A 24,505-nucleotide genomic window follows, 5' to 3' on the forward strand; every position below is an offset into this window, starting at 1 on the left:
GGTGAGGCGTGAGCAAAAAGGGCGATTCGATTAGTCGAATTGCCCTTTTTGCGTACTGAGGCGCCAAAGAGGCACCAGACCAGCCTAAGTCCCCACCAAAGCACAAAAAGAAAAAAGGCGGCCCGGAAAATCCGAAAGCCGCCTTTTTCACTTACCCGAGGGTTCGGGTAAGACCGGAAGACTTACATCCCCGGCATCATCAGCGAATTGGCGTTGTGCATGATCCACAGCGAGCCGACGAGCACGATGGCCACGATCAGCACGGTGAACAGGAACGCCATCACATTCCAGCGCTGTTCCGACGAGCGGTCCATGTGCAGGAAGTAGATCAGGTGGACGATGATCTGCACGAGGGCTGCGCCGAGGATCAGCGGCAGCACCGTCGACGGCGGCATCGTGCCATCCATCACCAGCTTGAACGGCACGACCGTCAGGATCACGGCGAGCACGAAGCCGATCAGGTACGACTTCACGCTGCCGTGGCTGCCACCGGCCGCATTGTGGCCAGCGTCGTGGCCGTGCGATTGCACCGATTTGCTATTGCTGCTCATTTACATCGCTCCCATCAGGTACACGACCGTGAAGACGCCGATCCAGACCACGTCCAAGAAGTGCCAGAACAGCGAGAGGCATTGCAGACGCGTGGTGTTGGTCGACGTGAGGCCCTTCTTGCCGATCTGGAACATCAGCACGGCCATCCACAGCAGGCCCGAGGCCACGTGCAGACCGTGCGTTGCCACCAGTGCGAAGAACGACGACAGGAAGCCGCTACGGTTCGGACCTGCGCCTTCGAGGATCAGGTGGTGGAACTCGTACAGTTCCATGGCGATAAACGCCGCACCCAGAATCCACGTAATGGCGAGCCAGCCCATCACGGCGCCCTTCTTGCCGTTGTGCAGGCCGATCATGGCGAAGCCATAGGTGATCGACGAGAACAGCAGGATGAAGGTTTCGACCAGCACGAACTTCAGGTCGAAGAGTTCCTTACCCGTGGGGCCGCCCGCCGTGGAGTCACGCAATACCGCAAACGTGGCGAACAAGCTGGCGAACAGCACCAGGTCGGTCATCAGGTACACCCAGAAACCGAAGATCGTGTTGCCCCCGGTGTCGTGGTGCGCGTGGTCATGCGCATGCGCATCGGCATGCGCGCCCGTGTGTTTGAGAACTTCGCTCGTCATGATTAAGCCTTTGCTGCTGCGGCCAGTGCCTGATGGTGAGCCGATTCAATGGCCACCACTTCCGGCGACTGCACGTAGTAGTCGATCGAATCGTTGTTGCTACGGCAGATGAACGTCAGGATCATGCCCACGAAGCCCACGATGGCGAGCCACCAGATGTGCCAGATGGCGGCGAAACCGAACACCAGCGAGAAAGCACTGATGATAAAACCGGCGCCAGTGTTCTTCGGCATGTGAATCGGAGCGTAGCTCGTCTTCAGATCGCTCTTGATGCCGTGTTCCTTGCGATAGGCCAGCTCGTCGATGTCATGCACGCGCGGCTCTTCGGCAAAGTTGTAGAACTGCGGCGGCGACGACGTCATCCACTCCAGCGTACGGCCATTCCAGGGGTCGCCCGTGGTGTCGGCCAGCGCCTTGCGGTTCTTGATCGACACGACCAGTTGCAGCACCTGGAAGCCGATACCGGCGGCGATGAACAGCGCACCGATCAGTGCGGCGATCAGCCAGGGTTGCCATTCCGGATTGCTGTAGTGGTTCAGACGACGGGTCATGCCCATCAGGCCCAGCACGTACAGCGGCATGAACGCGAGGTAGAAGCCGATCAGCCAGCACCAGAAGCTTGCCTTGCCCAGACGCTCGTCGAGCTTGAAGCCGAAGGCCTTCGGGAACCAGTAGTTCATACCGGCGATGTAACCGAACAGCACGCCACCGATGATCACGTTGTGGAAGTGAGCAATCAGGAACAGCGAGTTGTGCAGCACGAAGTCCGCGCCCGGCACCGCCAGCAGCACGCCCGTCATACCGCCGATCACGAACGTGACGATGAAGCCCAGCGTCCACAGCACCGGCGTGGTCATCTGAACGCGACCACGGTACATCGTGAACAGCCAGTTGAAGATCTTCACGCCGGTCGGGATCGAGATGATCATCGTCGCGATACCGAAGAAGGCGTTCACGCTGGCACCCGAGCCCATCGTGAAGAAGTGGTGCGCCCACACGAGGAACGACAGCACCATGATCGCCGCCGTGGCGTACACCATCGACTTGTAGCCGAACAGCTTCTTGCCGGAGAACGTCGAGATGATTTCCGAGAAGATACCGAACGCCGGCAGAATCAGGATGTACACCTCCGGGTGACCCCAGATCCAGATCAGGTTGATGTACATCATCGGATTGCCGCCCAACTCATTCGTGAAGAAATGGAAGTCGAGGTAGCGATCCAGCGAAAGCAGACCCAGCGTCACGGTCAGGACCGGGAACGCGGCGCACACCAGCACCATCGTGCACAGGGACGTCCAGGTGAAGATCGGCATCTTCATCAGGTTCATGCCCGGCGCACGCATCTTCAGAATCGTGACGACGAAGTTCACCCCGGTGAGCAACGTCCCCAGACCTGAGATCTGCAAGGCCCAGATGTAGTAATCCACCCCCACGCCCGGACTGTACTGAATGCCCGAGAGCGGCGGGTAGGCCAGCCAGCCCGTGCGAGCGAACTCACCCACGGCCAGCGACAGGTTCACCAGCACGGCGCCAGCCACGAACAGCCAGAACGACAGCGTGTTCAGGAACGGGAACGCCACGTCGCGTGCGCCGATTTGCAGCGGCACCACGAGGTTCACGAGACCCGTCATGAAAGGCATCGCCACGAAGAAGATCATGATCACGCCGTGGGCGGTGAAGATCTGGTCGTAGTGATCCGGCGGGAGAATGCCGCCCGAGTTGTGCGCGAGCGCCAGCTGGGTACGCATCATCATGGCGTCGGCGAAGCCGCGCAGCAGCATGACGAGCGCGACCAGCACATACATGACACCGATCTTCTTGTGATCGACCGACGTCACCCACTCGTTCCACAGGTACTTCCACTTGCCGAAGTAGGTGAGCAGCGCGAGGATGCCCAACCCACCAATCACCATCATGCCGACCGCGCCCATGATGATGGGCTCGTGGTACGGGATGGCTTCGAGAGTCAGTTTGCCAAACAGCGTTGACATTGTTGTTTACTCCTTATGCGCGTGCGCAGCCGCACCGGCGTGCATCGCGTGCGCGCCGGCGTCCATGGCCATGGTCATCGACTGGCCTTGCACGTTGGCAGCGGCGGCCGGAGCCGTCGCGGCGTCGGTGCCCGCGCCCTTCATTTCCATCTTCATGTCCATACCCTTCATGTCCATGGCACCGTGGTTCTCATGGCCTTCATGCTGCTGCGCCATACCCGATGCCATCGGGGCATGCACGATCGACTGGAACATGTTCGCGTCGACCGAGCTGTAATACGTGACCGGCGTGTTCTCGCTCATCGGCACCAGCGAGGCGTAGGCGTCGCGGTCGAGCACCTTCTTCGACTCGCGCACCTTCGTCACCCATTGCTGGAAGTCGCCGTCGGTCATGGCCAGCGTCTTGAAGCGCATGCCCGAGAAGCCGCCGCCGCTGTAGTTCGCCGAAATGCCGTCGTACGAGCCGACGTGGTTGGCGATCAGGTGCAGCTTCGTTTCCATACCGGCCATCGAGTAGACCTGGCTACCCAATTGCGGAATGAAGAACGAGTTCATGATCGATTCTGAGGTGATCTTGAAATTCACCGGGACATCGACAGGAACGGCCAGTTCGTTGATCGACGCAATGCCCTGTTCCGGGTAGATGAACAACCACTTGTAGTTCAACGCCACCACTTCGACGGTGATCGGCTTCACGTCGCTTTCCAGCGGCTTGTAGGGATCGAGTTCGTGAGTGGAGACCCAGGTGATGCGCGCAAGGATCGCAATGATGATGATCGGCACGAGCCAGACCACAACCTCAATGGCCGTCGAGTGCGACCAATTCGGCTCATAGCGCGCCGACTTGTTGGTTGCGCGGTACTTCCACGCGAACCACAGCGTCATCAGAATGACCGGAATCACCACGATCAGCATCAGCCAGGTGGCCGTGAGGATCAGGTTCTTGTTCTCGATTCCGATCTGCCCCTTAGGGTCGAGCAGCGTCATGTCGCAGCCTGCCAAAAGCAGCGGCGAGCACAAGGCGAGCAGCCTAAACAATCGCGGGTTTCTGTGTTTCTTCATGTCACACGACAGGGTTGAGTTGGCCAGCGAACGGCGCAACACGGGCTTACCGGCCTGATGCAGGGTCGCAGGAGGTTGGCAAGGGTTAAGGTGAGACGGGAGCAGTCGTCACGCCGGTATTGCACCGGTCGAACTACGACGACTGTGTCATCGAAAAGACGGGAACCGGGGCGGATTGCCGCCCGCAGACCTCAAGTCACTGTCCGACTTCTTGTCTTTTACTTCCATCACGGTGCGGCATTATGCCGAAGTTTAATTAGGCGGGACATCGCGCACCCGCCAGCGCGACAATGTGTCGCGCGGCCCTCACGCGTACGCGCGCGACGTTTTCCAAGCAGATCGACACCTTTTTGGCGGTAAACGCTGTGCAATGCAGCAATTCGGGAAGGTTCTGTGAATTCAACAGGTGCGACGTTGTGTCGCACCCTGATTTGCGGTGTCGCAGCGAAATGCACCTAAGTGGGGCAATCGCTGGAGGGTGATGTAGGTGAGATGTATTGTGCCCGGCTTTTCAGTCGAGCGACAGTCGTACGGCAAATGCCATGAGCGCCGCGCCGAATGACCAGCGTTGTACTTTTTGTGCAAGTGGACGTGCGCGCAGCCAGCGCGCGATGCGCACGGCGCCGAAGGTCAGTGTTACGTCGAACATCGCGCCGACGGCCAGCAGCAACAGCCCGAGTTCGAGTACCTGACTCCACACCGGCCCCGCCTCCGGACGCACGAATTGCGGCAGCAGCACCGAACAGAACAGCAACGCCTTGGGGTTCAGCACGCTCGAGAGCACCCCACGGCGGAACGCGTGGGAGAGCGGCGGTGCGGTGTCTTTCGCTTCGGCCGTCACCTCCATGCCGAACGCCGGCGAGCGCCAGATCTGGATCGCGACCCATGCCAGATAGATCGCGCCCACGATGCGCACCGTCTCGAAGAGCCAGGGGGCCGCACGCAACAGCGCCGCCACACCACAGGCCGAAAGCGTCACGTGCGCGGCGCGGGCCAGTGCCAGACCGGCCGCCGTCGCCAAACCGTGACGCGTGCCGCGCATCATGCTCGTTTGCATCACGACCGCCATGTCGGGTCCGGGTAATGCGTAGACGACGACCAGCGCGCCAATGAACACCGTGAGCAATTGCAGCGAGACCATGACCTTTCCCCAGAGGATTTGAAGCAGCGAAAACGAGCCTCATGATCTCGCCAATCGATGAGTGAAACATGGCGTTTTCCACCCATTAGAATCTAATTATTTGGAGCAATCCTCTTGCATGTCACGCCTAACAAGGCAAACCACCAATGCCGCTTTTTGCGTATCACCGGTCGGATTAGGGCGAACGGATGAGGGAAACACTTTCCGGACGCGGCAGATCGTGGTGGAATGCCATCTTTGAAGCTGTTTTTGTAGCGGGACACCCACAATGAATGAACTTGACGCCATCGATCGAGCGATTCTCGCCATCGTGCAACGCGATGGCCGTATCTCCAACGCTCGACTTGCCGAACGCGTGTCACTCTCCGAGACCCCCTGCGCCCGACGCCTGAAACGCCTCGAAGCCGAGGGCTACATCACCGGTTACCGCGCCGAACTCTCGCATCGCGCACTGGGTCTGGGCGTCACCGCATTCGTTCACGTGCGCTTCGCGGTACACGATCGCGCCCTGTCCGAACAATTCGAGCGTGAAGTGCAGGCCATCGACCGTATCGTCTCCTGCCACAACATCTCGGGCAGCGCCGACTATCTGCTCGGCGTCGTCGCCACGGATCTTGACGATTACGGCAGTTTCACGCGCGACGTGCTGCGCGCCCTGCCCGGTGTCACCGCCATCGAGTCGATGCTCTCCCTGCGCGAAGTCAAGCGCGATACGGGCGCGCCGCTGCTGTAGATCAGATTCACTGCGGCGTAGAACAGGTTTAACCTTAAAATGGCGGGCCAAGACCAGAACCCGATCAGATCAGGTGCCTAAATGGACGCCATGCCTGCCGTACCCCCTTTGCCCGCCTCATCGCCGTCCGACGTCACTCCCGGGAGTGACGGTCGTACCGACGACGCCCTGATGTTCGACCTCGCGCCAGTCTCGCTCTGGCTCGAAGACTTCAGCGGCGTGAAGCAGTTGTTCGACGAATGGCGGGCGCTGGGGGTGCGCGATCTGCGCGCCTACTTCAAGGCCGATCCGGCGCAGGTGTCGCTGTGCTCGCAACGCATTCGCGTCATCAAGGTCAATCGACGCACACTCGCCATGTTCAACGCATCGTCGCTCGACGACCTCGTGGCCAACTTGCCGCGCGTGTTTCGCGACGACATGCTCAAGACGCACATCGAAGAACTCTGCCAACTGTGGGACGGCAAGACGCACTTCACGAGCAAGACCGTCAACTACACGCTCGACGGACGCCGTCTGGACGTGCTGCTCAACGGCTCGGTACTGCCCGGCCACGAAACCTCGCTCGATCGCGTGCTGATCTCGCTGGAAAACGTGACGGAACTGGAGCACGCCCGCGAGCGCGTCACGATGGGAGAGCAATACGCCCGGGGCCTCTTCGAATATTCGCCGGTCTCGCTGTGGGTCGAAGACTTCAGCGCGATCAAGCTACTGCTCGACGATGCACGCGCACGCGGCATTACCGACTTCCGCACCTTCACCGACGTTCACCCGGAGTTCGTCGAGCGCTGCATGCAGGAGATCGACGTGCTGGACGTGAACCGTCACACGCTCGCGATGTTCGTCGCCCCCGACAAGGCAACGCTGCTCGGCCGCCTGCCCGCCGTGTTCCGCGACGACATGCGTCACAACTTCCGCGAGCAGTTGATCGACCTGTGGGAAAACAAGCTCTTCCAGCAACGCGAAGTCATCAACTACGCGCTCGACGGCAACGAGATCAACGTCCATCTGCAATTCGCCGTGCTGCCCGGCCATGAAGCGCGATGGGATCTGGTGCTGGTCGCGCTCACGGACATCACCGCACGAAAGAAGGCCGAGTCGTATCTGGAATTCCTCGGCAAGCACGACGTGCTCACCAAGCTGCGCAACCGTTCGTTCTATGCCGACGAACTCAACCGGCTCGAACGCAAGGGCCCCTTCCCCGTGACGGTGGTCGTGGCGGATCTGAACGGGCTGAAGGCGGTGAACGACCAGCTCGGCCACGCAGCAGGCGATGCGCTGCTGCGCCGCGCCGGCGAGGTGCTGAGCAAAGCCGTCGTGGCGCCGCAAATTGCCGCACGTATCGGCGGCGACGAGTTCGCGCTGCTGCTGCCGTCGACCGACGCCACGGGCGGCGCGGCGATCATCGAGAGCATTCGCCAGCTCGTGGAGTTGAACAATTCGTTCTACCCGGGCACGCCGCTGTCATTCTCGATGGGGATGGCAACGTGCGAAGCGGGCGAGCGTCTCGAAGCGACGATTCAGCGCGCCGACCTGCTGATGTACGAGGAGAAACGAAACCACTACGCCGGCAGCCTGAACGAGCGACGCGGATTCGACGGCGCACCTTCGGGCAAGACGGGGAGCGGCGCGTAACGAGTATCTCGGGCATCGCGGGCTTCACGGACATCACGCCTCTCGTCATCAAGCGCCGCCTCCGAGGCCGGCACCGCTGGGTCGATGCCGACGTCAGCGGTGGCCGGCTTCGCAGCATTCGTACGGACGCCGCCATGCATGTCGGCTTGCGCATGGCCCAGCGGCTCGCAGATGAGCGCCAGCCAGTCGACGAACGCCCGCACGCGCGGCGATACCCGCTTCTGTGACGGATAGGCCGCCGAGAGCCGCAGCGGCGGCGGTGGACACTTCGGCAGCACCGGCACCAGACGTCCCGACGCGAGATACGGGGCCGCCGCGAGCACTGTCGGTTGAATCAGCCCGAGACCTTCGAGTCCCGCCGCAAGATACGCGGCCTCGTCGCCCACATGCAGTTGACCGCGCGTACGCACGCAGGTGGCCTTGCCACCCACGATCATCGTCAGATCGCCGCAGCGTGCAGGCAGCGGCACGCCTTCATTACCGTGCGAAGCCGACGCCCCCATCGAGGCCAGCGGCTCTGCCGGCGCCGACAGCCATTTCACCGAGGTGTGCATCGCGAGATCGTCGAGGTCGGCCGGTGTGCCATGCGACTCCAGATAACGACGGCTCGCGCATGTCACACGCGGCAGATCGCCGAGATGCCGCGCCACCAGACGCGAGTCCGGCAACTCCCCGAGCACCACACCGCAATCGACGCCATCGCCACGCCAGTCGCCATGCGCGGGCGTCGCATCCAGCGCGATTTCCAACCCCGGATAACGCGCCTGGAATTCCGCGAGCGACGGCATCACAACCTCGCGCGCAATGACCGGCGGGAGGACGACGGCAAGGCGTCCGCGCAGTTGCGCCTGCGCGCCGAACAGCCCGGACTCGACCTCTTCGACGTCCGCGAGAATGGCCGAGCAGCGCTCGTAATATGCCGCGCCCTCCATCGTGAGCGCGACACGCCGCGTGGAGCGCGTGAAGAGCGCCACCCCGAACCAGCGTTCGAGATGCTGGATCTGCGTGGTCGCGGTTGCGCGGGGAAGGTCGAGCGAGAGCGCCGCCTTCGTGAAGCTGCCGACTTCGGCGACGCGCACGAAGGTACGCATGGCTGTGATGCGATCGATCATAGTGCCTCCTGTCCTTCCGGCTTTGCAGCAGTCCCGGCGACCCTGCCGCGCAAGATGATGACGGCTGCGCCCGCAGGCGCCAGCGCGAACAACACGAACAACCAGACCGATGCGCGCTGCACATGCGCCAGTCCACCGTCCGCCAGCCCGGCCGAGTTCGCGACCAGTCCGGCCAGCGCCGAGCCCAGCGCCATCGAGTACAACTGCACGGTCGTGATCGACGCCGACGCCAGCCCCGCTTCGCCCGGGCGCGCCGCCGTCATCACCCGCGTGAGCAAATGCGGCCAGCCGATCCCGACCCCCACGCCCACACCGAACAACGCAATGCACATGCCGGCGACACCCGCCGCACTCGTAAAGAGCGACGCCTGCGGCAACAACCACGCCAGCGCCAGCATGCCGACCGTGACGATCACCGGGCCGAGTCGCACGCGACGATCGGCCGCCTCCCCCTGCCGTCCGGCGCTGGTCATCGAACCGACCGACCAGCCCGCTGCCATCAGCGCGGCGAGATAGCCCGCAGCAAAAGGTGTCTGGCCGTGAATCGTCTGAAGGAAATACGGGATGTAGATCTCGCTGGTCATCGCCAGACCGAGCAGGCTCATCACCGCATAGCGTCCGCCGAGGCGCGTTCGCAGCGAGTACGCGCCCGTCGGCATCAGACGCGGCAACGCATGGCGCACGCTGCGCTCACGGTGCGCGAGCCACCACGCCAGCGCCAGTCCCAGCACCATCCATACGGCGGCGACGACATGCGAATCGACCACCGCCCCCAGCGAAATCGCAACGGCCGATGCGCACAGCAATACGACCTTGAACCACGGCACCGCATGCGTTACGTCGTTGGCGTGCGATGCCCCCTCGGCACCCGCGACCTTGCGTCCGGCGGGGACTTGCGCACGAATAATCAGCCCGAGGCCCACGACCACCGGCAGCAGCGACCAGAACGCCCAGCGCCAATGACCGAACTGGGCGAAAACGCCGCCGAGCGCCGGCCCGCATAACGTAGCAACGCCCCACATGCCCGAGACGAGCCCCATCGCGCGCGACCACAGCGGCGGCGCGAACACGATGCGGATCAGCGCGTAACTCAAGGCGAGCAGAATGCCGCCGCCGAAACCTTGCAGCGTACGGCCCACGAGCATCCACGGCATGCTCGGCGCTGCGGCACACAGCATCGTGCCGGCGCTGAAACCCACCAGTGCCGTGATGTAAGCCACGCGCGGGCCGAGCGAGGACAGCATCTGCGCAGCGAAAACCGAGCCCAGGATCGAGGCAACCACGAACAGCGTGGTGTTCCACGAATACAGATCGAGCCCGCCGATCTCCCTGACGATGGACGGCAACACCGTCGTCGCCACATAGACGTTGGTCGCATGCAACGCCACACCGCCCGCCAGCGCCAGCGACCGCCAGCCGTTGTTGCCACTCAACAGATCGCGCCAGCCCGGCGCGCCTTCGTTCGTCGTGCTCGTTGTCATGGATAGACAGCCCCCCATCGGGCGACTAATATGCAAGAAAGTTCTTGGATATTACATGCCTCACGATGAATTACCCAAATAACCACTTGGATAATAGGGCGGGTGCGCCGCTCAGCGCCGCCAGCGCCGGGCACGAACGGGTGCTGCATTGGTTGAAGACGCAGGGACCGGCATCCACGGCCGAAGTCGCTTCGGGTCTGGGGATCACGGCCGAGGCTGCGCGTCAGCAGGTGCAGAAGCTGGTGGCAGAGGGTTTGCTGGCCGGAGAGACGATGCCCACGCGCGGCGCGGGACGTCCGCGTCAGGCATGGGCGCTCACCGAGGCCGGCCACAATCGCTTCCCCGATGCGCACTCCACGCTCACGATTCAGTTGATCGGTTCGATTCGTCAGTTGTTCGGCGAAGACGGGCTCGACCGTCTGATTACGCAACGCGCGGCGGAGACGCGCGCGCAGTACAAGCGCGCGATCGATCCCCTGCCCGGCTTGCCCGAGCGCATCGCGAAACTCGCGGAGATTCGCTCGGCGGAAGGTTATATGGCGCGCGTGGAGCGCGACGGCGACGACTGGCTGCTCATCGAAGACCATTGCCCGATCTGTGCGGCGGCGAAGACGTGTCAGGGCTTCTGCCGCACGGAGCTGGAATTGTTTCAGGAACTGGTCGGCGAGCGCGGCACCGTCTCACGCGAGACGCACATCCTCGCGGGCGGCCAACGCTGCACGTATCGCGTGAAGACGCCGGACTGAAGAGGACGGAAGGCCGGCTAAAGCGAGGGTCTGAGATTGGTGTGATGCCTCAGTGTGGCGCCTGAATGCGTCACTTGATACCTCATTGATGCGTCACTCCGTGCCTCATTTAGCGCGGCTGAAACGCGATCAGACTCATCCCGGCAAGGGCGACCGCCACGCCGGCGATGTCCCACGACGTCGGACGCATCCCGTCGACCAGCCACAACCACACGATGGCGACACTGATATACACGCCGCCGTAGGCGGCATAAATGCGTCCGGCGGCCGACGGATGCAGCGTCAGCAGCCATGCGAAGAGCGCCAGTGCGATACCGCCGGGCACCAGCAGCCACGCGCTGCGATCCTGCTTCAGCCACAACCAGGGCAAGTAGCAACCGACGATTTCCGCCACTGCAGTGACGACATAAAGCAGAAAGGTTTTCATGTTGCGATTATGCCCGGAGCGCTCATCGAGCGACCTGCCCCTCGCGACGTGGGCTGGCGAATCGTTCGATAGCCTACAATGCCGCGTTCACCGGAGAAGCCCATGGAATCGTTGGAAGCCCGCGTCGTCGAACTCGAAGTGAAGACGGCGTTTCAGGACGATCTGCTCGAAACACTCAACGAGATCGTCACCCGTCAGGAGCAGCAAATCGATCTGCTGCAAAAGCAGTTCAAGGCGCTGTATCAGCAGATGCAGTCACAGGGTCAGGGGGGTGGCAACGACGGCAATCCGCGTCACGAAATCCCGCCGCATTATTGACCGGTCGCCTGCCTTCACCACGCATTGCCACGCTCATGCGGGTCGGTTTTCCGGAGTGGGTGGCGCGTTTTGTGGTTCACGTGCAACGCCAATTGTGAAGTCTTGTCCCGGATGTCCGGTGCACGGATCAACGCGGCGTTCAGAACGATTCCACATCCGACGAGTCACAAAACCATCGACGATTCAACGCGCGCCCGCTTGTCCGGCGCCCACGACATGACTTCGCAACGCTCCCGCAATACCGCTCGCACGCTTTGCATCAACGGTTCGACGTCTGCCGACGGCGCATCGGACACCCTGGATGTGTCAGGCCAGTCAGGCGTGTCGCGCCGCACGACCCTGCGTCTGACGCTCGGCGGCCTGCTCGGCATGACGCTCACGCCGTTCATGCGCGTGGCCGAAGCCGGCTACAACATCTGGACCGGCGAGTACACGATGACGCGCAAGGACATCGAGACGGCCGTCGACAAGCGCTTTCCCACCACGCTCAACTACGGCCAGTTGCTCTCCGTCGAGCTCACGCATCCGCAGATCGGCTTCAATCCGCAAGCGAACCGCATCAACACGCAGGTCGACGCTCAGGTGCAGAACGTGTTGCTGCAAGGCCAGCCGCTCAAGGGCGTGCTGGCGATTTCCAGTGCACTGAAGTATGACCCGGTCAGGCGCGCCGTGCTGCTCGACAACCCGAGCGTCGAGCGCGTGGACGTGAACGGCATGCCGCCTGCCTACGGCCAGCAACTCACGGCCATTGGCGGCAACGTCGCGCAACAGGTGCTCAACCAGTACCCGATCTACACGTTCAAGCCGGAACAACTGAAGTACGGCGGACGCGACGTCGAACCGGGCGCCATCACCGTGCTGCCCGACGGCATCAAGGTCGAAGTGAAGACGAAGTGATCGTCGACGCCTGGCGGCCTGTCGACTTGTCGGACAGCCAACGCATCGCACAGCAAAAAGGGCAGCCCGAGGGCTGCCCTTTGCACATCCGCAGACGTCGACCGTCTTAGACGATCGTCAGCGTCACGTCGATGTTGCCACGCGTGGCGTTCGAGTACGGGCACACGATGTGCGCCTTTTGCACGAGCGCTTCGACCACGGCGCGGTCCACGCCCGGCACGCTGATCTTCAGTTCGGCCTGAATGCCGAAGCCGGTCGGGATCTGGCCGATGCCCACGGCGCCGTCGATCTTCGTCTCGGCAGGCAGCGCGACCTTTTCCTTGCCGGCGACGAACTTCAGCGCGCCGAGGAAGCAAGCCGAGTAGCCGGCCGCGAACAGTTGTTCCGGGTTCGTGCCGCCAACGCCGGGGCCACCCATTTCCTTGGGCACGACCAGCTTGACGTCGAGCACGCCGTCGGACGAGACGGCACGGCCATCACGGCCTCCGGTGGCGGTGGCATGGGCGGTGTACAACACTTTTTCGATCGACATGACGAACTCCTGGTAAGTAGAAAATTTCACTTCCAAACTTCGACCATCCTGACCTGACACGCCGTCGTGGCGTTGCCTTGAAGCCAAGCGGTCATCTTAATGCACCTGCGGGACCCCTTTCGTGAACATGGGCGCAACCTCACACCCCCGCTCGTCCCGTTTTGTCCCGCTTCTATGTTGCTTAGATCCTGCCTCTTACACTTCACCATCTATCTACTTATAGATAGATGAATGACCCCAAATAAACGGGAGAACTCTCCCGTTGTGATTCTGGCCTGCGTGCCGCCACTCAGGCGACCCCGCACACCGATGCGACCACATCCTCCAGCCGCGACGGCGCACGAAACAACCGCGACGCCATCACACTCCCCTGAAACCCGGCGAACAGCGCACGGGCGGTGGCTTCGGGTGATGATGTCAGCTTCAACGTGCCGTCGGCCTCACCCTGCATCAGCACACGTGCGAGCCAGGCTTCGTGAAACGCGAAGAATCGTTGCACCGCTTCGCGCACCGTCTCCGGCAACGTTTCGATGTCCGCCGCCAGCATGCCGCACAGGCAAATCCGGTGGCCGTCTTCGACAATGCGCCCGAACCCCTGCGAGTACAACGCGAGCTTTTCCGGTGCAGGCAGCGACTCGTCGATCTGTGCCAGCCCTTCACTGATGAAAGCGTCGTACGCCTTGATCGCTTCGAGCACCAGATCTTCCTTGGCCGGGAAATAGTAATGAATGCTCGATGTCTTCACCCCGACCCGCTCCGCCAGATCCCGATAGCTGAAGCCGTTGTAGCCTCGCGTCATCAGGAACATCTGCGCTTGATCCAGCAGTTGTTCTCTGACGGTCGATGCAGCAGGCGATGTCGTTGTGCGGTGCATGTGACGAACTTTATCTACTGGTAGATAGATAGTCAAGCCATTTTTTCGAAAGTGCCGATGGATTCTTTCGATGAGATCGATAGCGAGTCATTAGCCCGTCGCACCGGAAAGCAAAAACAGCGGCCCGGAGGCCGCTGTCGAAGGTGCTGCAAGTGATGACGACCGACGTCAGTCGGACATCCGCCGGATCGATCAGAAGTCGATCTTGGCGTTCAGGCTGAACATGCGCGGGTCGGCCGGCTTGATGTAGTTGTCGTACTGGTACTCCCAGTACTGACGGTTCGTGAGGTTGCTCACGGCAGCGCGCAGCGTCACGTCCTTGCCGGCGACGCGCGTGCGATACGTCGCGCCGAGGTTGATGAGCGTGTAGCCCGACACCGTGAGCGAGTTCTGCGGGTTGAGCGACGTGCGGCCGTTGTAGCGGATGTCACCGCCGACCGACAGGCCCGGCACGTACGGAATCTTGTATTCGACGTTGCCCGAGAGCACGAAGCGCGGTGCACCGCCGACACGGTTGCCGTCGAAGCCGCCCGACGTGCGTGCGTACCAGGCGTCGAGCGCCATGGCGCTGGCGCCGACCGTCCATTGCGAGCCGAGCTTCACGGAACCGGCTAGCTCGATCCCCTGATAGATCGACTGACCGTCTGCCACGCGCGCATTCGCGCTGTTCGTGTAGACCGCGCCACGCTCGATACGGAAGAGCGCCGCCGTCGTGCTCCAGGTGGCCTGCTCCGTCTTCACGCCGACTTCGTACTGACGGCTCTTGAACGGGTTGAGCACCGCGCCGGCATTGGCGTAGGTCGAGCCGACGACTTCACCGGCTTCGAGCGCTTCCACATAGCTCGCGTAAGCGGTGGTGTTCGCCGTGAGCTTGTACATCGCGGCGAGCGTGGGCGTGAACACACCGTTCGTCGAGTACGTCGACAGGCCCTGCGCGTTGGTCTGGTCGTAGTTCGTGAAGCGGCCGCCCGCGAGCACCGAGAAACGATCCGTGATCTGGACCGTGTCGGACGCGAAGACCGACTTCTGCTCGATGGCGCTCGAGCGTTGCGCCTGAAGCGGCGTGCCGTCACCGTAGAACTGGTACGACGCGCCCTGATACAGATTGCCCGAGTATGTCGAGAACGCAACGGACGGATTCGCCGTCACGGGGCTGTAGAGATACGCATAGTCGTTCGTCTGATATTGCGAGGCGTAGCCGAACGTCAGTTGATGCGTGAGCGGGCCGGTGCGCACCTTGCCTTCGGCCGTCACTTGCCAGGCGTGGAACGTGTTGATTTCATCGCCCAGATCGTTCAGGCCACGGTAATCGCCCGCGCCGTTGAGCAGATACAGCGTGGCTTCGTTACGGTCGCGCGTGGACTTGTTGTAGGCGAAGTTGGCCGACACCTTCCAGTCCGGATTCACCTGATATTGCAGTCCCGTCGTGTAGAACTGCGTAATCGTGTTCAGGTGCGTGGCCTGCGTCTGGAGGTTCGCGTTGGAAACGTTGATCGGGCCCGGCAACTGGTTGCCCGTGAAGTAGGCAGTAGAGAGCGACGGCGATGTCCCCGTCGCACGGCGGTCCTGATACATCGCGCCGAAGTTCCACGTGAGGTCGGACGTGATGCGCGCATCCAGGGCCACCGACACCGTATCGCGATTCAAATTGCCGTCGGTGTATGTGCGGCCTTCCTCGTGGGTGTAGTTCAGGCGGGCGCCGAACATGTCGTTCGGACCGGCACGGCCGCCGAGGTCAACGTGCTCACGCCAGATGCCCTTCGACTGAAAGCCGACATCGACGCTCGCGATGCGCTCGTCCGTCGGCTTCTTCGTCACGTAGTTCACCACGCCGCCCGGCGCCACGAAGCCGTACATGAAGCCGGACAGGCCCTTGAGCAACTCCACGCGGTCGAACTGTTCGTACGGCATCGTCACGCCGTAGGTCATTACAGGCATGCCGTCGAGCTTGAAGCCCGATTGCCAGTCGATGGGCATGCCGCGCACGTAGATGTAGCCGGCCCACGCGTCGAAGGCGTTACTGCCGTCGGTCACGGAGGCGTCGGTGACGAACACGTCGCCGAGCTTGGCCGGCATGCGCTTTTCCAGTTGCTCCTGGCTCACCACCGTCGTCGAGAAAGGCGTATCGAGCTGGCTGCGCGAACCGAGCGCGCCAGCCGCCACCGACTGCTTGAGGTTCTGCGGCGTCTCGCGCAGCGCCGATTCCGTCACCGTGGTGGCCTTGAGCGCAGCCGGCGCAGTACCGTCGGCAGCCGGAGCCGCAGCGGCCGTGTCAGGCGTGGCCTGTGCGAACGCCGACGTGGAACACGCGGCGGCGAAGGTCAGAAAGGCGGCGAGGGCCAGCGGGCGGATGGCCGCGCGCGAGGCGCGGCCGGCGTGATAAACCTGAGCGGACGACATGCTTGAATTCCCGAGTATCCAGAAAGCTTTTTTATTAATGAGAATCGTTAACGTTCTCATTCGCAGCGCAGGATAGTATCAGGTCACCGCACATCGTCAACAAATGTTGTTATTCCGTGGTAACGACAACACAGAAAAACAACATTTCCTTTCCTTACCGGTCAAGGGACACGCCGGACGCCACCACGCAGCGCTCACCTCGCAAGGCGCTGCCAGACGCTGTCGCAGCGGTCAGTCGTGGCGACCCGGCGAGACTGCCTCGCGCCGCACCTGCTCGACGTGAGGCGCGAGGAACGCCTCTCGCTCGAGCGTCCCATTCAGTACGTTCACCGCACCGTCCGCCAGCACGAACCGCATGTCGTCGACGCCCAGATAGCCGAACAACGTGCGCAACCACGGTTCGATGAAGTTCAGCTAGGCCATCGCGGCGCCCGCACCGTAGTGCCCACCCGCGGCGATGACGAAGGTCGCCCGCTTTCCACCGAGGCGGCCGCGCGGCCCTGTATCCGTCGGCAGCACCGTCTCGCCCTGCCGCACAATGTGGTCCACCCACAGCTTGAAACTCGCCGACGGCCCCCAGTTGTGCATCGGCACCCCGATCACGTAATCGTCCGCCTGATGCAACTCTGCGGTGAACACATCGGACAGCAAGAGTGTTGCCATCTCGTTTCTCCTGAATGCCATCTCCAAGCACGTGAAAACGCTGGAGAAGGCGGGTTTGATCCGACGCGAGGTTCGCGGTCGCGAGCACACGTGCGAACTCGACGCGACCCGCATGGCGGAAGCGTCGGCCTGGCTCGATTACTACGCCGACTTCTGGCAAACGCGTATGGATGCGCTCGAAACGCATCTGGTGAACAAGCGCAAGCGAGAGGCCCCATGACCTTGCAGACCGTGCGCGTGAGCAAAGTGCTACCGGCCTCGCGCGATGAAGTGTTCGATGCATGGCTCGATCCCGACGGAATGTGCGCATGGATGCTTCCGGGTACCGTCAAGCATTGCGACGTGATGCTCGAACCGCGCGTGGGCGGACGCTTTCACATCTTCATGAAATCGGCGGGCGCCGATTATGTTCACACCGGCGAGTATCTGGTGATGGACCGCCCGTCGAAACTCGCCTTCACGTGGCTATCCTCTCGTATGGATCAGCAGCGCACGCTCGTGACGATCGAGCTTTTCGAGCGCGGCGAGCAGCAATGCGAACTCGTCTTGACGCACGAGCGCGTGCCGGCCGACCATTCCGCGCGCGGTCTGGGCGTTGGCTGGAACCAGATGCTGGAGAAACTGCGCGAGCATTTCAAGAGACCGCACAACGACGCGAGCGCGCGTGAAGACATCGCCACCGGCAACGCGCGCAAATAGGCTAATATCGCGGCACTGTCGCCTACCGAGCGGCTAATTGAACGGAACGCCGGCCCCCATCCGGGGCACGCGCGCAGTGTGGTATGGAACTCGACGCCATTGATTTGAAGATTCTGCGGGAGCTGCAAGCCGACGCCCGCCTCACCAACGTTGAACTCGCCTCGCGGGTCAGCCTGTCGCCCTCGCCGTGTCTGGCGCGCGTCAAGGCGCTCGAAGCGGCGGGTTACATTCGTCAGCGCGTGACGCTGCTCGATCCGTCGCGCCTCGGGTTGCACATCAACGTATTCATCCACGTCACGCTGGAAAACCAGAATCGCGACGGCCTCGACGCCTTCGAAACCGCCGTGACCGCCCTGCCGAACGTCATGGAGTGTTACCTGATGTCCGGCGACGCCGACTATCTGCTGCGGGTCATGGTCAGCGACATGGCCGCGTACGAAACGCTCATCACTGATCGCATCTCGCGGATTCCGGGCATCCGCAATATCCGTTCGAGCTTCGCGCTCAAGCAGGTCATGTACACCACGGCCGTACCCGTGCCCGATCCGCACGACGCCTCCGCGGCAGGCGATGCCTGAAGCCCGCGCCGCAGACACTGCCGGTACCGCCGCGCCCCTGCCGACACAACGCGGCGGCCAAGGGGGCGCCAGCCAGCAGATCGCGCTGCATGTGGCTGCGATGCTGTTCGGGGCGTCGGCGCTGTTCGGCGAGCACATCGCCGCGAGCAGCACGATGATCGTGTTCGGGCGCGGCCTGTTTTCGTGGCTCGCGCTCACCGTCATCGCCCTCACCGGTCTGGCGGGTCTGCGCAGCGCGTCACGCTTGTCCGGCGGTGCGCCGTGGCGTGGCATCTCGACGGCGTCCGCCTTGCGGCTCATCGTCGCCGGTGTGCTGCTCGCCGTGCACTGGCTCGCGTTCTTTCTCGCAATCAAGGCGGGGGGCGTGGCCGTCGGCACACTCGGCTTCGCTTGTTTCCCTGCGTTCGTGATCCTGCTGGAATGGCCGTTGCGCCGTGAGCGTCCGTCGTTGGGCGACGTGGGGGTGATCGCCCTCGTTTGCGTCGGCCTCGCGCTCGTGACGCCCGCTTTCGACTGGCAGGCGGGTGCGACGATCGGCCTCGCGTGGGGTGTGTTGTCGGGTGCGATTTACGCCGTCATTGCGCTATCGAACCGGGTGCTCGGCGCGCAGGCGTCGCCGTTACAGGCGAGTTGGTGGCAATGCCTCGGCATTCTCATCGTGCTCGGGCCGTTCGCGTGGCGCGAAGCCCTGACGTTGCCTGTCGTGCAATGGGGCTGGCTCGCATGTCTGGGCGTGGTGTGCACCGCCCTCGCCTACACCCTGTTCATTCACGCGCTGCGCACCGTCAAGGCCAGTCAGGCCGCCGTGGTGATCGCGCTCGAACCGGTCTATGCCATCGCCTTCGCGTGGGTGCTGTTCGGCACGTCGCCCACGCTCAAGATGGCGATCGGCGGCGTGTGCATCGTCGGCGCCGTGGCCTGGTCCGGTTCGATGCGCTCACGCCGCTGATCGTCGATGTCGGTATCGATGAGGGTCTCGGTGGCTCATCGAGTCGCCGAGACCCTCATCGCTGACACATCGCGCGTCAGAGAATCATGCCGCCCGACGCTTCGACACGCTGGCCGTTGATCCAGCCAGTCTCGTCGCTCAGCAGCGCCGCCACTACACCGCCGATATCTTCAGCTTCGCCGACCCGGCCCAGCGCGATGTTGTTGGCGACCATCTTGTGCACCGCCTCGTTGTCACGCACCGTGCCGCCGTTGAAGTCCGTGGCAATCGCCCCCGGCGCGATGGTGTTGGCGCGAATGCCGCGCGCGCCCAGTTCCTTGGCCAGATAACGCGAGAATACTTCGATGCCGCCCTTCATCATGGCGTAGGCCGACGCGTTCGGCAGCGTGAAGCGGGCCAGACCGCTCGATACATTCAGAATGCGGCCGCCGTCGGCAATCATCGGCAGCAACGTCTGCGTGAGGAAGAACGGCCCCTTCAGGTGCAGACGCACCAGAAAATCGAACTCGTCTTCCGTCGTGTCGACGATCGCCTTGTGCAGACCGGTGCCGGCGTTGTTCACGAGGAAGTCGAACGTGTCGCGCTTCCAGACTTCCTTTAGCAGACGCTTGACCTCAGCGGCGAATGGCGCGAACTGAGACGAATCCGAGGCGTCGAGCGGCAGCGCCACGGCGTTTGCGCCCAGCTTGACGATCTCGGCGACTACAGCCTCAGCTTCTTCGCGCTGGCTGCGATAGGTGAGGATGACATCAGTGCCGCGATGGGCGAGAGCAAGCGCCGAAGCACGGCCAAGGCCGCGGCTGCCACCGGTGATGAGAGCGATCTTACGGGTCATGGTGATTCTCCTTGGATGTATGTTCAACATCCTATTGCATTGAATTTCACCAATAAATCCAGCGAATTTGATTACACTGATCAAATTCCAATAACAATCGTTCGTCTGCCCCGACGAATGCCCCCTCGCCCCCATGCACCAGCTCGACGCCATGCGCATCTTCGTGCGCGTTACCGAGACCGGCAGCTTCACGCAGGCTGCCGACAGTCTCGGCCTGCCGCGCGCCAGCGTGTCCAACGCCATCAAGCAACTCGAAACGAAGCTGGGCACGCGCTTGCTGCATCGGACCACGCGTCGTGTGCAGCTCACGCAGGACGGACAGGCCTGCCTTGAACGCTGCAAGGACCTGCTCGCCGATATGGAGGAGTGGGAGACGATGTTCGCCGCGCAGAACGAAGCGCTCACCGGACGGCTGCGGGTCGATCTTCCCGCCACGCTGGCGCGCACGACCGTGATCCCGCAACTGCCGTCGTTTCTGGCGCAGCATCCGGCGTTGCGCATCGAGCTGTCGAGCACCGACCGGCGCGTCGATCTCGTGCGCGAAGGCTTCGATTGCGTATTGCGCGTGGGCGCAGTCGCGGACTCCACGCTGATTGCGCGTCCGCTGGGCCATATGCGGCAAATCAACGTGGCGAGCACGGCGTATCTCAAACGTTACGGCGTACCGAAAACGCTGGAAGACCTTAGTCGCCACCGGCTGATCCATTACACGACGACATTGGGCACGCGCCCCGTAGGCTGGGAGTATTTCGATGGCGAGCGCTACGCACAATGGCCGATGGAGGGTGTGTTGACGGTGAATAACGCCGACGCCTATCAGGCCGCCTGCCTCGCCGGACTCGGGCTGATTCAGGCCCCCGAATCCGGTGTGCGAGCTCACATCGCGGACGGCACGCTGCAAGAAGTGATGCCGGACTTTCAGGCCGAGCCGCTCGCGGTGTCGCTGCTCTATGCCAACCGTCGGCATCTGCCGCGCCGCGCGCAGGCGTTCATGAACTGGCTCACCGACCTGCTCACACCGCGCCTGACGAACGTCTGACCCATCCCGTGCGCGCTATCGCGACTACAGCCCCTGCTCGACCATCGCGACGAGCCGCTGCCCGAGCGCGTCGACCTGTTCGTCGGGCAAGTCACGCAGCGGGCCGTCGATGACCAGCACCGACAGGCCGTGCACCGCCGCCCACGCGAGATACTCGGCGCCCGGCCGTTGTTCAGGGCGCACGATGCCGGCGGCCACCATACCGTCGAGCGCCGCCCCCAGCAATTCGAACGGATTCAATCCGCTCGCCCCCGCCTTCTCCGGCCCGCCGGCCGAACGTACATTCTCCGACGGCGCAAACGCAGTGCGGAACAGCCCCGGCTGCCTGCGCGCGAAGTGCAGATAGCCGATACCCACGCCACGCAACACCGCGCGCGAGCGCGCCGCGCCGTCAGGCAGCGACGCTGCGTCGAGCAACGCCTGCTCATGCTCGATGAACACCGCCAGCTCGGCCAATGCCGCCGAGCGCACCGCGTCAAGCAGATCCTGACGATTGGCGAAATGCCGGTAAGCCGCATTGGGAACCACCCCGGCGCGCCGCGTGGCCTCGCGTAGGATCACCGCATCCGGTCCCCCGTCGCGCGCGAGCGCGATCCCCGCTTCCAGCAACGCCCGGCGCAGGTCGCCGTGGCGATAGGTCGCCCGCGCCGGCCCGGTCGTTGTTTCCTGTTCTGTCATTGCTACCCCTTGTGGACAGTGTCCATTATGTCTGCTATTGTTTGTGTACACCGTCCACAATGGCAAGTTGCAATGCATCATCGGTCGGTGGATGACGTCACATTCGCGCCTCGCCTGTGCAGGCACTATGGTTGTTGAAGTACCGATGACGTTCGACCGATGACACTTCCCCGGGCACCCGAATGCCCGTTTATCGCAGACATATTGAGGAGCGCTCCATGCAAGTTCATTCCTATCTGTTTTTCGAAGGTCGTTGCGAAGAAGCCATGGATTTCTATGTGAAGACGCTGGGCGCGAAGCGCGGCATGGCCATGCGCTACGGCGACAGCCCGGAGCAGTGTCCCGAAGGCATGCTGCCGCCGGGCAGCGAGAACAAGATCATGCACGGTGAGTTCTTCATCGGCGAATCGATGGTGATGGCGTCCGACGGCATGGTGAGCGGTCAGCCGAAGTTCGACGGTTTCTCGCTGTCGGTGGACTTCACCGAAGTGGGCGCGGCCGAGAAGGCGTTCCACGCGCTGGCCGAGGGCGGCTCGGTCAACATGCCGCTGGGCGAGACGTTCTTCGCGAAGACGTTCGGCATGGTCAAGGACCGTTTCGGCATGAACTGGATGGTGATCGTGCCCAAGGAAATGCCGAAGGGCTAAGGCACTGGCTGAAGGGTGGGCATAAGGGTGACCGAATGCCCCGGCGGGTGTCGGATGAGATGGCTGGGTGTGCAGGATTGCGCCTCTGTCGACGATTCCGTCACCCGCCTCTTTTTTCTGCCCGGCGTGTCCGACAAGTTCCTCGCGCCTGTGCTATCGTCGCCGCCATGCCATCCGTTATCTCAATCAAAAATCTGTCGAAGACGTACGCGACAGGGTTCCAGGCACTCAAGAACGTCAGCCTGGAAATCCAGCGCGGCGAGATCTTCGCCCTGCTCGGCCCGAACGGCGCCGGCAAAACGACCCTCATCAGCACCATCTGCGGCATCGTGCGTCCGACCTCGGGCACGGTCACCGTCGACGGTCACGACATCGTCACGGATTACCGTGCCGCGCGTGAAGCCATCGGCCTCGTGCCGCAGGAGCTGACCACGGATTCCTTCGAATCCGTGTGGGCCACCGTCTCCTTCTCGCGGGGTTTGTTCGGCAAACCGGCGAATCCGGCGCACATCGAAAAGGTGCTGCGCTCGCTCTCGCTGTGGGAGAAGAAGGACAGCCGCATCATGCAGCTCTCAGGAGGCATGAAGCGTCGCGTGCTGATCGCCAAGGCGCTCTCGCACGAGCCGCGCGTGCTGTTCCTCGACGAGCCGACCGCCGGGGTGGACGTCGAGTTGCGACGCGACATGTGGCGTCTCGTGCAGTCGCTGCGCGAGACCGGCGTGACCGTGATCCTCACCACGCACTACATCGAAGAGGCCGAAGAAATGGCCGATCGCGTGGGCATCATTACCGGCGGGCAGATCACGCTCGTGCAGGAGAAGACCGAACTGATGCGGCACATGGGCAGCAAGCAGCTCTCGCTGCAACTGACCGAGCCGATCGCAGCCGTGCCCGAAGCCCTCGCCGGTTACGGTCTGGTGCTCGGCAACAACGGCACCGAACTCGTCTTCAGCTACGACGCCAATATCGAGCAGACGTCCATCGCCTCGCTGCTGCGCGACATGGAGCGCGCCGGCATTTCGGTGAAGGATCTGCACACGACGCAAAGCTCGCTCGAAGACATCTTCGTCTCGCTCGTGCATAAAAAAGAAGGATGAGCCGCGCCATGAATTTCTACGCCGTCAGGGCGATCTACAACTTCGAGATGGCCCGCACGCGTCGCACGCTGATGCAGAGCATCATCTCGCCGGTCATCTCGACCTCGCTGTACTTTGTGGTGTTCGGCGCGGCCATCGGCTCGCGCATTCCCGAAATCGAAGGCGTGCCGTACGGCGCGTTCATCGTGCCGGGCCTCATCATGCTCTCGCTGCTCACGCAGAGTGTGACGAACGCCTCGTTCGGCATCTACTTCCCACGTTTCACAGGCACGATCTACGAGGTGCTCTCCGCGCCCGTGTCCTACATGGAGATCGTGTGCGCCTACGTGGGGGCGGCGGCAACGAAGTCGATCATTCTCGGGGTCATCATGCTGGGCACGGCGGCGCTGTTCGTGCCGCTGCGCATCGAGCATCCGATCTGGATGATCTTCTTCCTCGTGCTCACCGCCGTAACGTTCAGCCTGCTCGGCTTCATCATCGGCATCTGGGCCGATGGCTTCGAGAAGCTGCAACTCGTGCCGTTGCTCATCATCACGCCGCTCACGTTCCTTGGCGGCAGCTTCTACTCGACGAGCATCCTGCCGCCGTTCTGGCGCGCCGTCACGCTTTTCAATCCGGTCGTGTATCTCATCAGCGGCTTCCGCTGGAGCTTCTACGGACTGGCGGATGTGAGCGTGGCGGTCAGTCTCGGCATGACGCTGCTGTTCCTCGCGATCTTCCTTGCGATCGTCGCGTGGATGTTCAAGACGGGCTATCGCCTCAAGAGCTGATCCTCTCAACGTCCATCAGGCCCGCC

28 protein-coding genes are annotated in these 24,505 nt (G+C 62.7%); 13 read left to right on the forward strand and 15 right to left on the reverse strand.

What is annotated here, in order from left to right; genetic code table 11:
• Window positions 1-182 precede the first annotated feature (182 nt).
• From PCA20602_RS10790 to PCA20602_RS10810, 5 genes are all read right to left on the reverse strand, one after another.
• Entirely contained in the window at window positions 183-551 is a 369-nt protein-coding gene (locus PCA20602_RS10790; RefSeq protein ID WP_069344025.1) for a cytochrome o ubiquinol oxidase subunit IV, read from the reverse strand.
• The gene (locus PCA20602_RS10795) at window positions 552-1,178 is read right to left on the reverse strand and encodes a cytochrome o ubiquinol oxidase subunit III (protein WP_069344024.1); all 627 of its coding nucleotides are present in this window, start codon (window positions 1,176-1,178) and stop codon (window positions 552-554) included.
• Window positions 1,179-1,180: 2 nt separating this feature from the next.
• Window positions 1,181-3,160 carry a cytochrome o ubiquinol oxidase subunit I gene (gene cyoB, locus PCA20602_RS10800; protein WP_069344032.1) on the reverse strand — a complete coding sequence of 660 codons (1,980 nt, stop codon included), beginning with the start codon at window positions 3,158-3,160 and terminating at the stop codon, window positions 1,181-1,183.
• A 15-nt stretch (window positions 3,161-3,175) separates the two neighbouring features.
• Complete coding sequence (cyoA, locus tag PCA20602_RS10805; protein WP_150721234.1) at window positions 3,176-4,231, reverse strand: ubiquinol oxidase subunit II; 1,056 nt, start codon at window positions 4,229-4,231, stop codon at window positions 3,176-3,178.
• Window positions 4,232-4,742: 511 nt separating this feature from the next.
• Window positions 4,743-5,372: a LysE family translocator gene (locus tag PCA20602_RS10810; RefSeq protein ID WP_150721235.1), complete on the reverse strand. Its 630-nt coding sequence runs from the start codon at window positions 5,370-5,372 to the stop codon at window positions 4,743-4,745.
• Between the two features lie 268 nt (window positions 5,373-5,640).
• Here PCA20602_RS10810 and PCA20602_RS10815 point away from each other — a divergent pair, with 268 nt between their 5' ends.
• Window positions 5,641-6,105, forward strand: a complete 465-nt coding sequence (locus tag PCA20602_RS10815) for an Lrp/AsnC family transcriptional regulator (RefSeq protein WP_044456539.1) — start codon at window positions 5,641-5,643, stop codon at window positions 6,103-6,105.
• A gap of 171 nt (window positions 6,106-6,276) precedes the next feature.
• Window positions 6,277-7,737 (forward strand): sensor domain-containing diguanylate cyclase, encoded by a 1,461-nt coding sequence (locus PCA20602_RS10820; protein WP_174980999.1) that lies wholly within the window; start codon window positions 6,277-6,279, stop codon window positions 7,735-7,737.
• Here the strand turns inward: PCA20602_RS10820 and PCA20602_RS10825 are convergent.
• Complete coding sequence (locus PCA20602_RS10825) at window positions 7,665-8,849, reverse strand: LysR family transcriptional regulator (protein WP_150721236.1); 1,185 nt, start codon at window positions 8,847-8,849, stop codon at window positions 7,665-7,667. The genes PCA20602_RS10820 and PCA20602_RS10825 overlap by 73 nt on opposite strands.
• Window positions 8,846-10,330, reverse strand: coding sequence for an MFS transporter (locus PCA20602_RS10830; RefSeq protein WP_150721237.1), 1,485 nt, complete (start codon window positions 10,328-10,330; stop codon window positions 8,846-8,848). The genes PCA20602_RS10825 and PCA20602_RS10830 overlap by 4 nt, the downstream gene beginning before the upstream one ends.
• Window positions 10,331-10,395: 65 nt before the next feature.
• Here PCA20602_RS10830 and PCA20602_RS10835 point away from each other — a divergent pair, with 65 nt between their 5' ends.
• A complete protein-coding gene (locus tag PCA20602_RS10835; RefSeq protein WP_170836298.1) occupies window positions 10,396-11,076 on the forward strand; it encodes a helix-turn-helix transcriptional regulator in 681 nt (226 codons plus the stop codon).
• 109 nt (window positions 11,077-11,185) lie between these two features.
• On the opposite strand, the gene PCA20602_RS10840 is transcribed toward PCA20602_RS10835, so the two are convergent.
• Window positions 11,186-11,503 carry a YnfA family protein gene (locus PCA20602_RS10840; protein ID WP_150721238.1) on the reverse strand — a complete coding sequence of 106 codons (318 nt, stop codon included), beginning with the start codon at window positions 11,501-11,503 and terminating at the stop codon, window positions 11,186-11,188.
• A 111-nt stretch (window positions 11,504-11,614) separates the two neighbouring features.
• On the opposite strand from PCA20602_RS10840, the gene PCA20602_RS10845 reads away from it, so the two are divergent.
• Together PCA20602_RS10845 and PCA20602_RS10850 are read left to right on the forward strand one after the other, a co-directional pair.
• On the forward strand, window positions 11,615-11,821 hold the full coding sequence (locus tag PCA20602_RS10845) for a SlyX family protein (RefSeq protein WP_069344030.1): 207 nt from the start codon (window positions 11,615-11,617) through the stop codon (window positions 11,819-11,821).
• Window positions 11,822-12,037: 216 nt separating this feature from the next.
• The gene (locus PCA20602_RS10850) at window positions 12,038-12,718 is read left to right on the forward strand and encodes a DUF1439 domain-containing protein (RefSeq protein WP_246182122.1); all 681 of its coding nucleotides are present in this window, start codon (window positions 12,038-12,040) and stop codon (window positions 12,716-12,718) included.
• A 106-nt stretch (window positions 12,719-12,824) separates the two neighbouring features.
• On the opposite strand, the gene PCA20602_RS10855 is transcribed toward PCA20602_RS10850, so the two are convergent.
• The 5 genes from PCA20602_RS10855 to PCA20602_RS10870 form a co-directional block, all read right to left on the reverse strand.
• Window positions 12,825-13,250 (reverse strand): organic hydroperoxide resistance protein, encoded by a 426-nt coding sequence (locus PCA20602_RS10855; protein WP_150721239.1) that lies wholly within the window; start codon window positions 13,248-13,250, stop codon window positions 12,825-12,827.
• Window positions 13,251-13,539: 289 nt separating this feature from the next.
• Entirely contained in the window at window positions 13,540-14,124 is a 585-nt protein-coding gene (locus tag PCA20602_RS10860; RefSeq protein ID WP_150721240.1) for a TetR/AcrR family transcriptional regulator, read from the reverse strand.
• Window positions 14,125-14,316: 192 nt separating this feature from the next.
• Entirely contained in the window at window positions 14,317-16,524 is a 2,208-nt protein-coding gene (locus tag PCA20602_RS10865; RefSeq protein WP_150721241.1) for a TonB-dependent siderophore receptor, read from the reverse strand.
• 231 nt (window positions 16,525-16,755) lie between these two features.
• The gene (locus tag PCA20602_RS25600) at window positions 16,756-16,917 is read right to left on the reverse strand and encodes a hypothetical protein (protein WP_174980975.1); all 162 of its coding nucleotides are present in this window, start codon (window positions 16,915-16,917) and stop codon (window positions 16,756-16,758) included.
• A gap of 21 nt (window positions 16,918-16,938) precedes the next feature.
• Window positions 16,939-17,187 carry an NAD(P)H-dependent oxidoreductase gene (locus PCA20602_RS10870; RefSeq protein ID WP_174980977.1) on the reverse strand — a complete coding sequence of 83 codons (249 nt, stop codon included), beginning with the start codon at window positions 17,185-17,187 and terminating at the stop codon, window positions 16,939-16,941.
• 55 nt (window positions 17,188-17,242) lie between these two features.
• Between PCA20602_RS10870 and PCA20602_RS25605 the strand changes: the two genes are divergently transcribed.
• The 4 genes from PCA20602_RS25605 to PCA20602_RS10885 all read left to right on the forward strand — a co-directional run bounded on the left by PCA20602_RS25605 (window position 17,243) and on the right by PCA20602_RS10885 (window position 19,413).
• A complete protein-coding gene (locus PCA20602_RS25605; RefSeq protein WP_174980979.1) occupies window positions 17,243-17,407 on the forward strand; it encodes a hypothetical protein in 165 nt (54 codons plus the stop codon).
• Window positions 17,404-17,886: an SRPBCC family protein gene (locus PCA20602_RS10875; RefSeq protein ID WP_150721243.1), complete on the forward strand. Its 483-nt coding sequence runs from the start codon at window positions 17,404-17,406 to the stop codon at window positions 17,884-17,886. The genes PCA20602_RS25605 and PCA20602_RS10875 overlap by 4 nt, the downstream gene beginning before the upstream one ends.
• Before the next feature lie 83 nt (window positions 17,887-17,969).
• A complete protein-coding gene (locus PCA20602_RS10880; RefSeq protein ID WP_150721244.1) occupies window positions 17,970-18,464 on the forward strand; it encodes an Lrp/AsnC family transcriptional regulator in 495 nt (164 codons plus the stop codon).
• The gene (locus tag PCA20602_RS10885) at window positions 18,457-19,413 is read left to right on the forward strand and encodes a DMT family transporter (protein WP_150721245.1); all 957 of its coding nucleotides are present in this window, start codon (window positions 18,457-18,459) and stop codon (window positions 19,411-19,413) included. Before PCA20602_RS10880 ends, PCA20602_RS10885 begins: the two co-directional genes overlap by 8 nt.
• Window positions 19,414-19,489: 76 nt before the next feature.
• Here PCA20602_RS10885 and PCA20602_RS10890 read toward each other — a convergent pair whose 3' ends face one another.
• The gene (locus PCA20602_RS10890) at window positions 19,490-20,248 is read right to left on the reverse strand and encodes an SDR family NAD(P)-dependent oxidoreductase (RefSeq protein WP_150721246.1); all 759 of its coding nucleotides are present in this window, start codon (window positions 20,246-20,248) and stop codon (window positions 19,490-19,492) included.
• Window positions 20,249-20,381: 133 nt separating this feature from the next.
• Between PCA20602_RS10890 and PCA20602_RS10895 the strand changes: the two genes are divergently transcribed.
• On the forward strand, window positions 20,382-21,287 hold the full coding sequence (locus PCA20602_RS10895; protein WP_150721247.1) for a LysR family transcriptional regulator: 906 nt from the start codon (window positions 20,382-20,384) through the stop codon (window positions 21,285-21,287).
• A 24-nt stretch (window positions 21,288-21,311) separates the two neighbouring features.
• Here the strand turns inward: PCA20602_RS10895 and PCA20602_RS10900 are convergent, their stop codons facing one another.
• Entirely contained in the window at window positions 21,312-21,965 is a 654-nt protein-coding gene (locus tag PCA20602_RS10900) for a TetR/AcrR family transcriptional regulator (RefSeq protein ID WP_150721248.1), read from the reverse strand.
• 218 nt (window positions 21,966-22,183) lie between these two features.
• On the opposite strand from PCA20602_RS10900, the gene PCA20602_RS10905 reads away from it, so the two are divergent.
• From PCA20602_RS10905 to PCA20602_RS10915, 3 genes are all read left to right on the forward strand, one after another.
• Window positions 22,184-22,612 (forward strand): VOC family protein, encoded by a 429-nt coding sequence (locus PCA20602_RS10905; protein WP_150721249.1) that lies wholly within the window; start codon window positions 22,184-22,186, stop codon window positions 22,610-22,612.
• A gap of 167 nt (window positions 22,613-22,779) precedes the next feature.
• On the forward strand, window positions 22,780-23,709 hold the full coding sequence (locus PCA20602_RS10910; protein ID WP_069344006.1) for an ABC transporter ATP-binding protein: 930 nt from the start codon (window positions 22,780-22,782) through the stop codon (window positions 23,707-23,709).
• Window positions 23,710-23,717: 8 nt separating this feature from the next.
• Window positions 23,718-24,479 carry an ABC transporter permease gene (locus PCA20602_RS10915; RefSeq protein ID WP_069344005.1) on the forward strand — a complete coding sequence of 254 codons (762 nt, stop codon included), beginning with the start codon at window positions 23,718-23,720 and terminating at the stop codon, window positions 24,477-24,479.
• Window positions 24,480-24,505 lie beyond the last annotated feature (26 nt).

The organism is Pandoraea capi, assembly GCF_902459735.1.
Lineage (GTDB): Bacteria > Pseudomonadota > Gammaproteobacteria > Burkholderiales > Burkholderiaceae > Pandoraea > Pandoraea capi.

Excerpts from the sequence above, each read along its gene's own strand:
- PCA20602_RS10790 (WP_069344025.1), bottom strand. The coding sequence starts at position 551 with ATGAGCAGCAATAGCAAATCGGTGCAATCGCACGGCCACGACGCTGGC.
- PCA20602_RS10795 (WP_069344024.1), bottom strand. The coding sequence starts at position 1,178 with ATGACGAGCGAAGTTCTCAAACACACGGGCGCGCATGCCGATGCGCAT.
- cyoA (WP_150721234.1), bottom strand. The coding sequence starts at position 4,231 with ATGAAGAAACACAGAAACCCGCGATTGTTTAGGCTGCTCGCCTTGTGC.
- PCA20602_RS10810 (WP_150721235.1), bottom strand. The coding sequence starts at position 5,372 with ATGGTCTCGCTGCAATTGCTCACGGTGTTCATTGGCGCGCTGGTCGTC.
- PCA20602_RS10815 (WP_044456539.1), top strand. The coding sequence starts at position 5,641 with ATGAATGAACTTGACGCCATCGATCGAGCGATTCTCGCCATCGTGCAA.
- PCA20602_RS10820 (WP_174980999.1), top strand. The coding sequence starts at position 6,277 with ATGTTCGACCTCGCGCCAGTCTCGCTCTGGCTCGAAGACTTCAGCGGC.
- PCA20602_RS10825 (WP_150721236.1), bottom strand. The coding sequence starts at position 8,849 with ATGATCGATCGCATCACAGCCATGCGTACCTTCGTGCGCGTCGCCGAA.
- PCA20602_RS10830 (WP_150721237.1), bottom strand. The coding sequence starts at position 10,330 with ATGACAACGAGCACGACGAACGAAGGCGCGCCGGGCTGGCGCGATCTG.
- PCA20602_RS10835 (WP_170836298.1), top strand. The coding sequence starts at position 10,396 with ATGAATTACCCAAATAACCACTTGGATAATAGGGCGGGTGCGCCGCTC.
- PCA20602_RS10840 (WP_150721238.1), bottom strand. The coding sequence starts at position 11,503 with ATGAAAACCTTTCTGCTTTATGTCGTCACTGCAGTGGCGGAAATCGTC.
- PCA20602_RS10850 (WP_246182122.1), top strand. The coding sequence starts at position 12,038 with ATGACTTCGCAACGCTCCCGCAATACCGCTCGCACGCTTTGCATCAAC.
- PCA20602_RS10855 (WP_150721239.1), bottom strand. The coding sequence starts at position 13,250 with ATGTCGATCGAAAAAGTGTTGTACACCGCCCATGCCACCGCCACCGGA.
- PCA20602_RS10860 (WP_150721240.1), bottom strand. The coding sequence starts at position 14,124 with ATGCACCGCACAACGACATCGCCTGCTGCATCGACCGTCAGAGAACAA.
- PCA20602_RS10865 (WP_150721241.1), bottom strand. The coding sequence starts at position 16,524 with ATGTCGTCCGCTCAGGTTTATCACGCCGGCCGCGCCTCGCGCGCGGCC.
- PCA20602_RS10870 (WP_174980977.1), bottom strand. The coding sequence starts at position 17,187 with ATGGCAACACTCTTGCTGTCCGATGTGTTCACCGCAGAGTTGCATCAG.
- PCA20602_RS10875 (WP_150721243.1), top strand. The coding sequence starts at position 17,404 with ATGACCTTGCAGACCGTGCGCGTGAGCAAAGTGCTACCGGCCTCGCGC.
- PCA20602_RS10880 (WP_150721244.1), top strand. The coding sequence starts at position 17,970 with ATGGAACTCGACGCCATTGATTTGAAGATTCTGCGGGAGCTGCAAGCC.
- PCA20602_RS10885 (WP_150721245.1), top strand. The coding sequence starts at position 18,457 with ATGCCTGAAGCCCGCGCCGCAGACACTGCCGGTACCGCCGCGCCCCTG.
- PCA20602_RS10890 (WP_150721246.1), bottom strand. The coding sequence starts at position 20,248 with ATGACCCGTAAGATCGCTCTCATCACCGGTGGCAGCCGCGGCCTTGGC.
- PCA20602_RS10895 (WP_150721247.1), top strand. The coding sequence starts at position 20,382 with ATGCACCAGCTCGACGCCATGCGCATCTTCGTGCGCGTTACCGAGACC.
- PCA20602_RS10900 (WP_150721248.1), bottom strand. The coding sequence starts at position 21,965 with ATGACAGAACAGGAAACAACGACCGGGCCGGCGCGGGCGACCTATCGC.
- PCA20602_RS10905 (WP_150721249.1), top strand. The coding sequence starts at position 22,184 with ATGCAAGTTCATTCCTATCTGTTTTTCGAAGGTCGTTGCGAAGAAGCC.
- PCA20602_RS10910 (WP_069344006.1), top strand. The coding sequence starts at position 22,780 with ATGCCATCCGTTATCTCAATCAAAAATCTGTCGAAGACGTACGCGACA.
- PCA20602_RS10915 (WP_069344005.1), top strand. The coding sequence starts at position 23,718 with ATGAATTTCTACGCCGTCAGGGCGATCTACAACTTCGAGATGGCCCGC.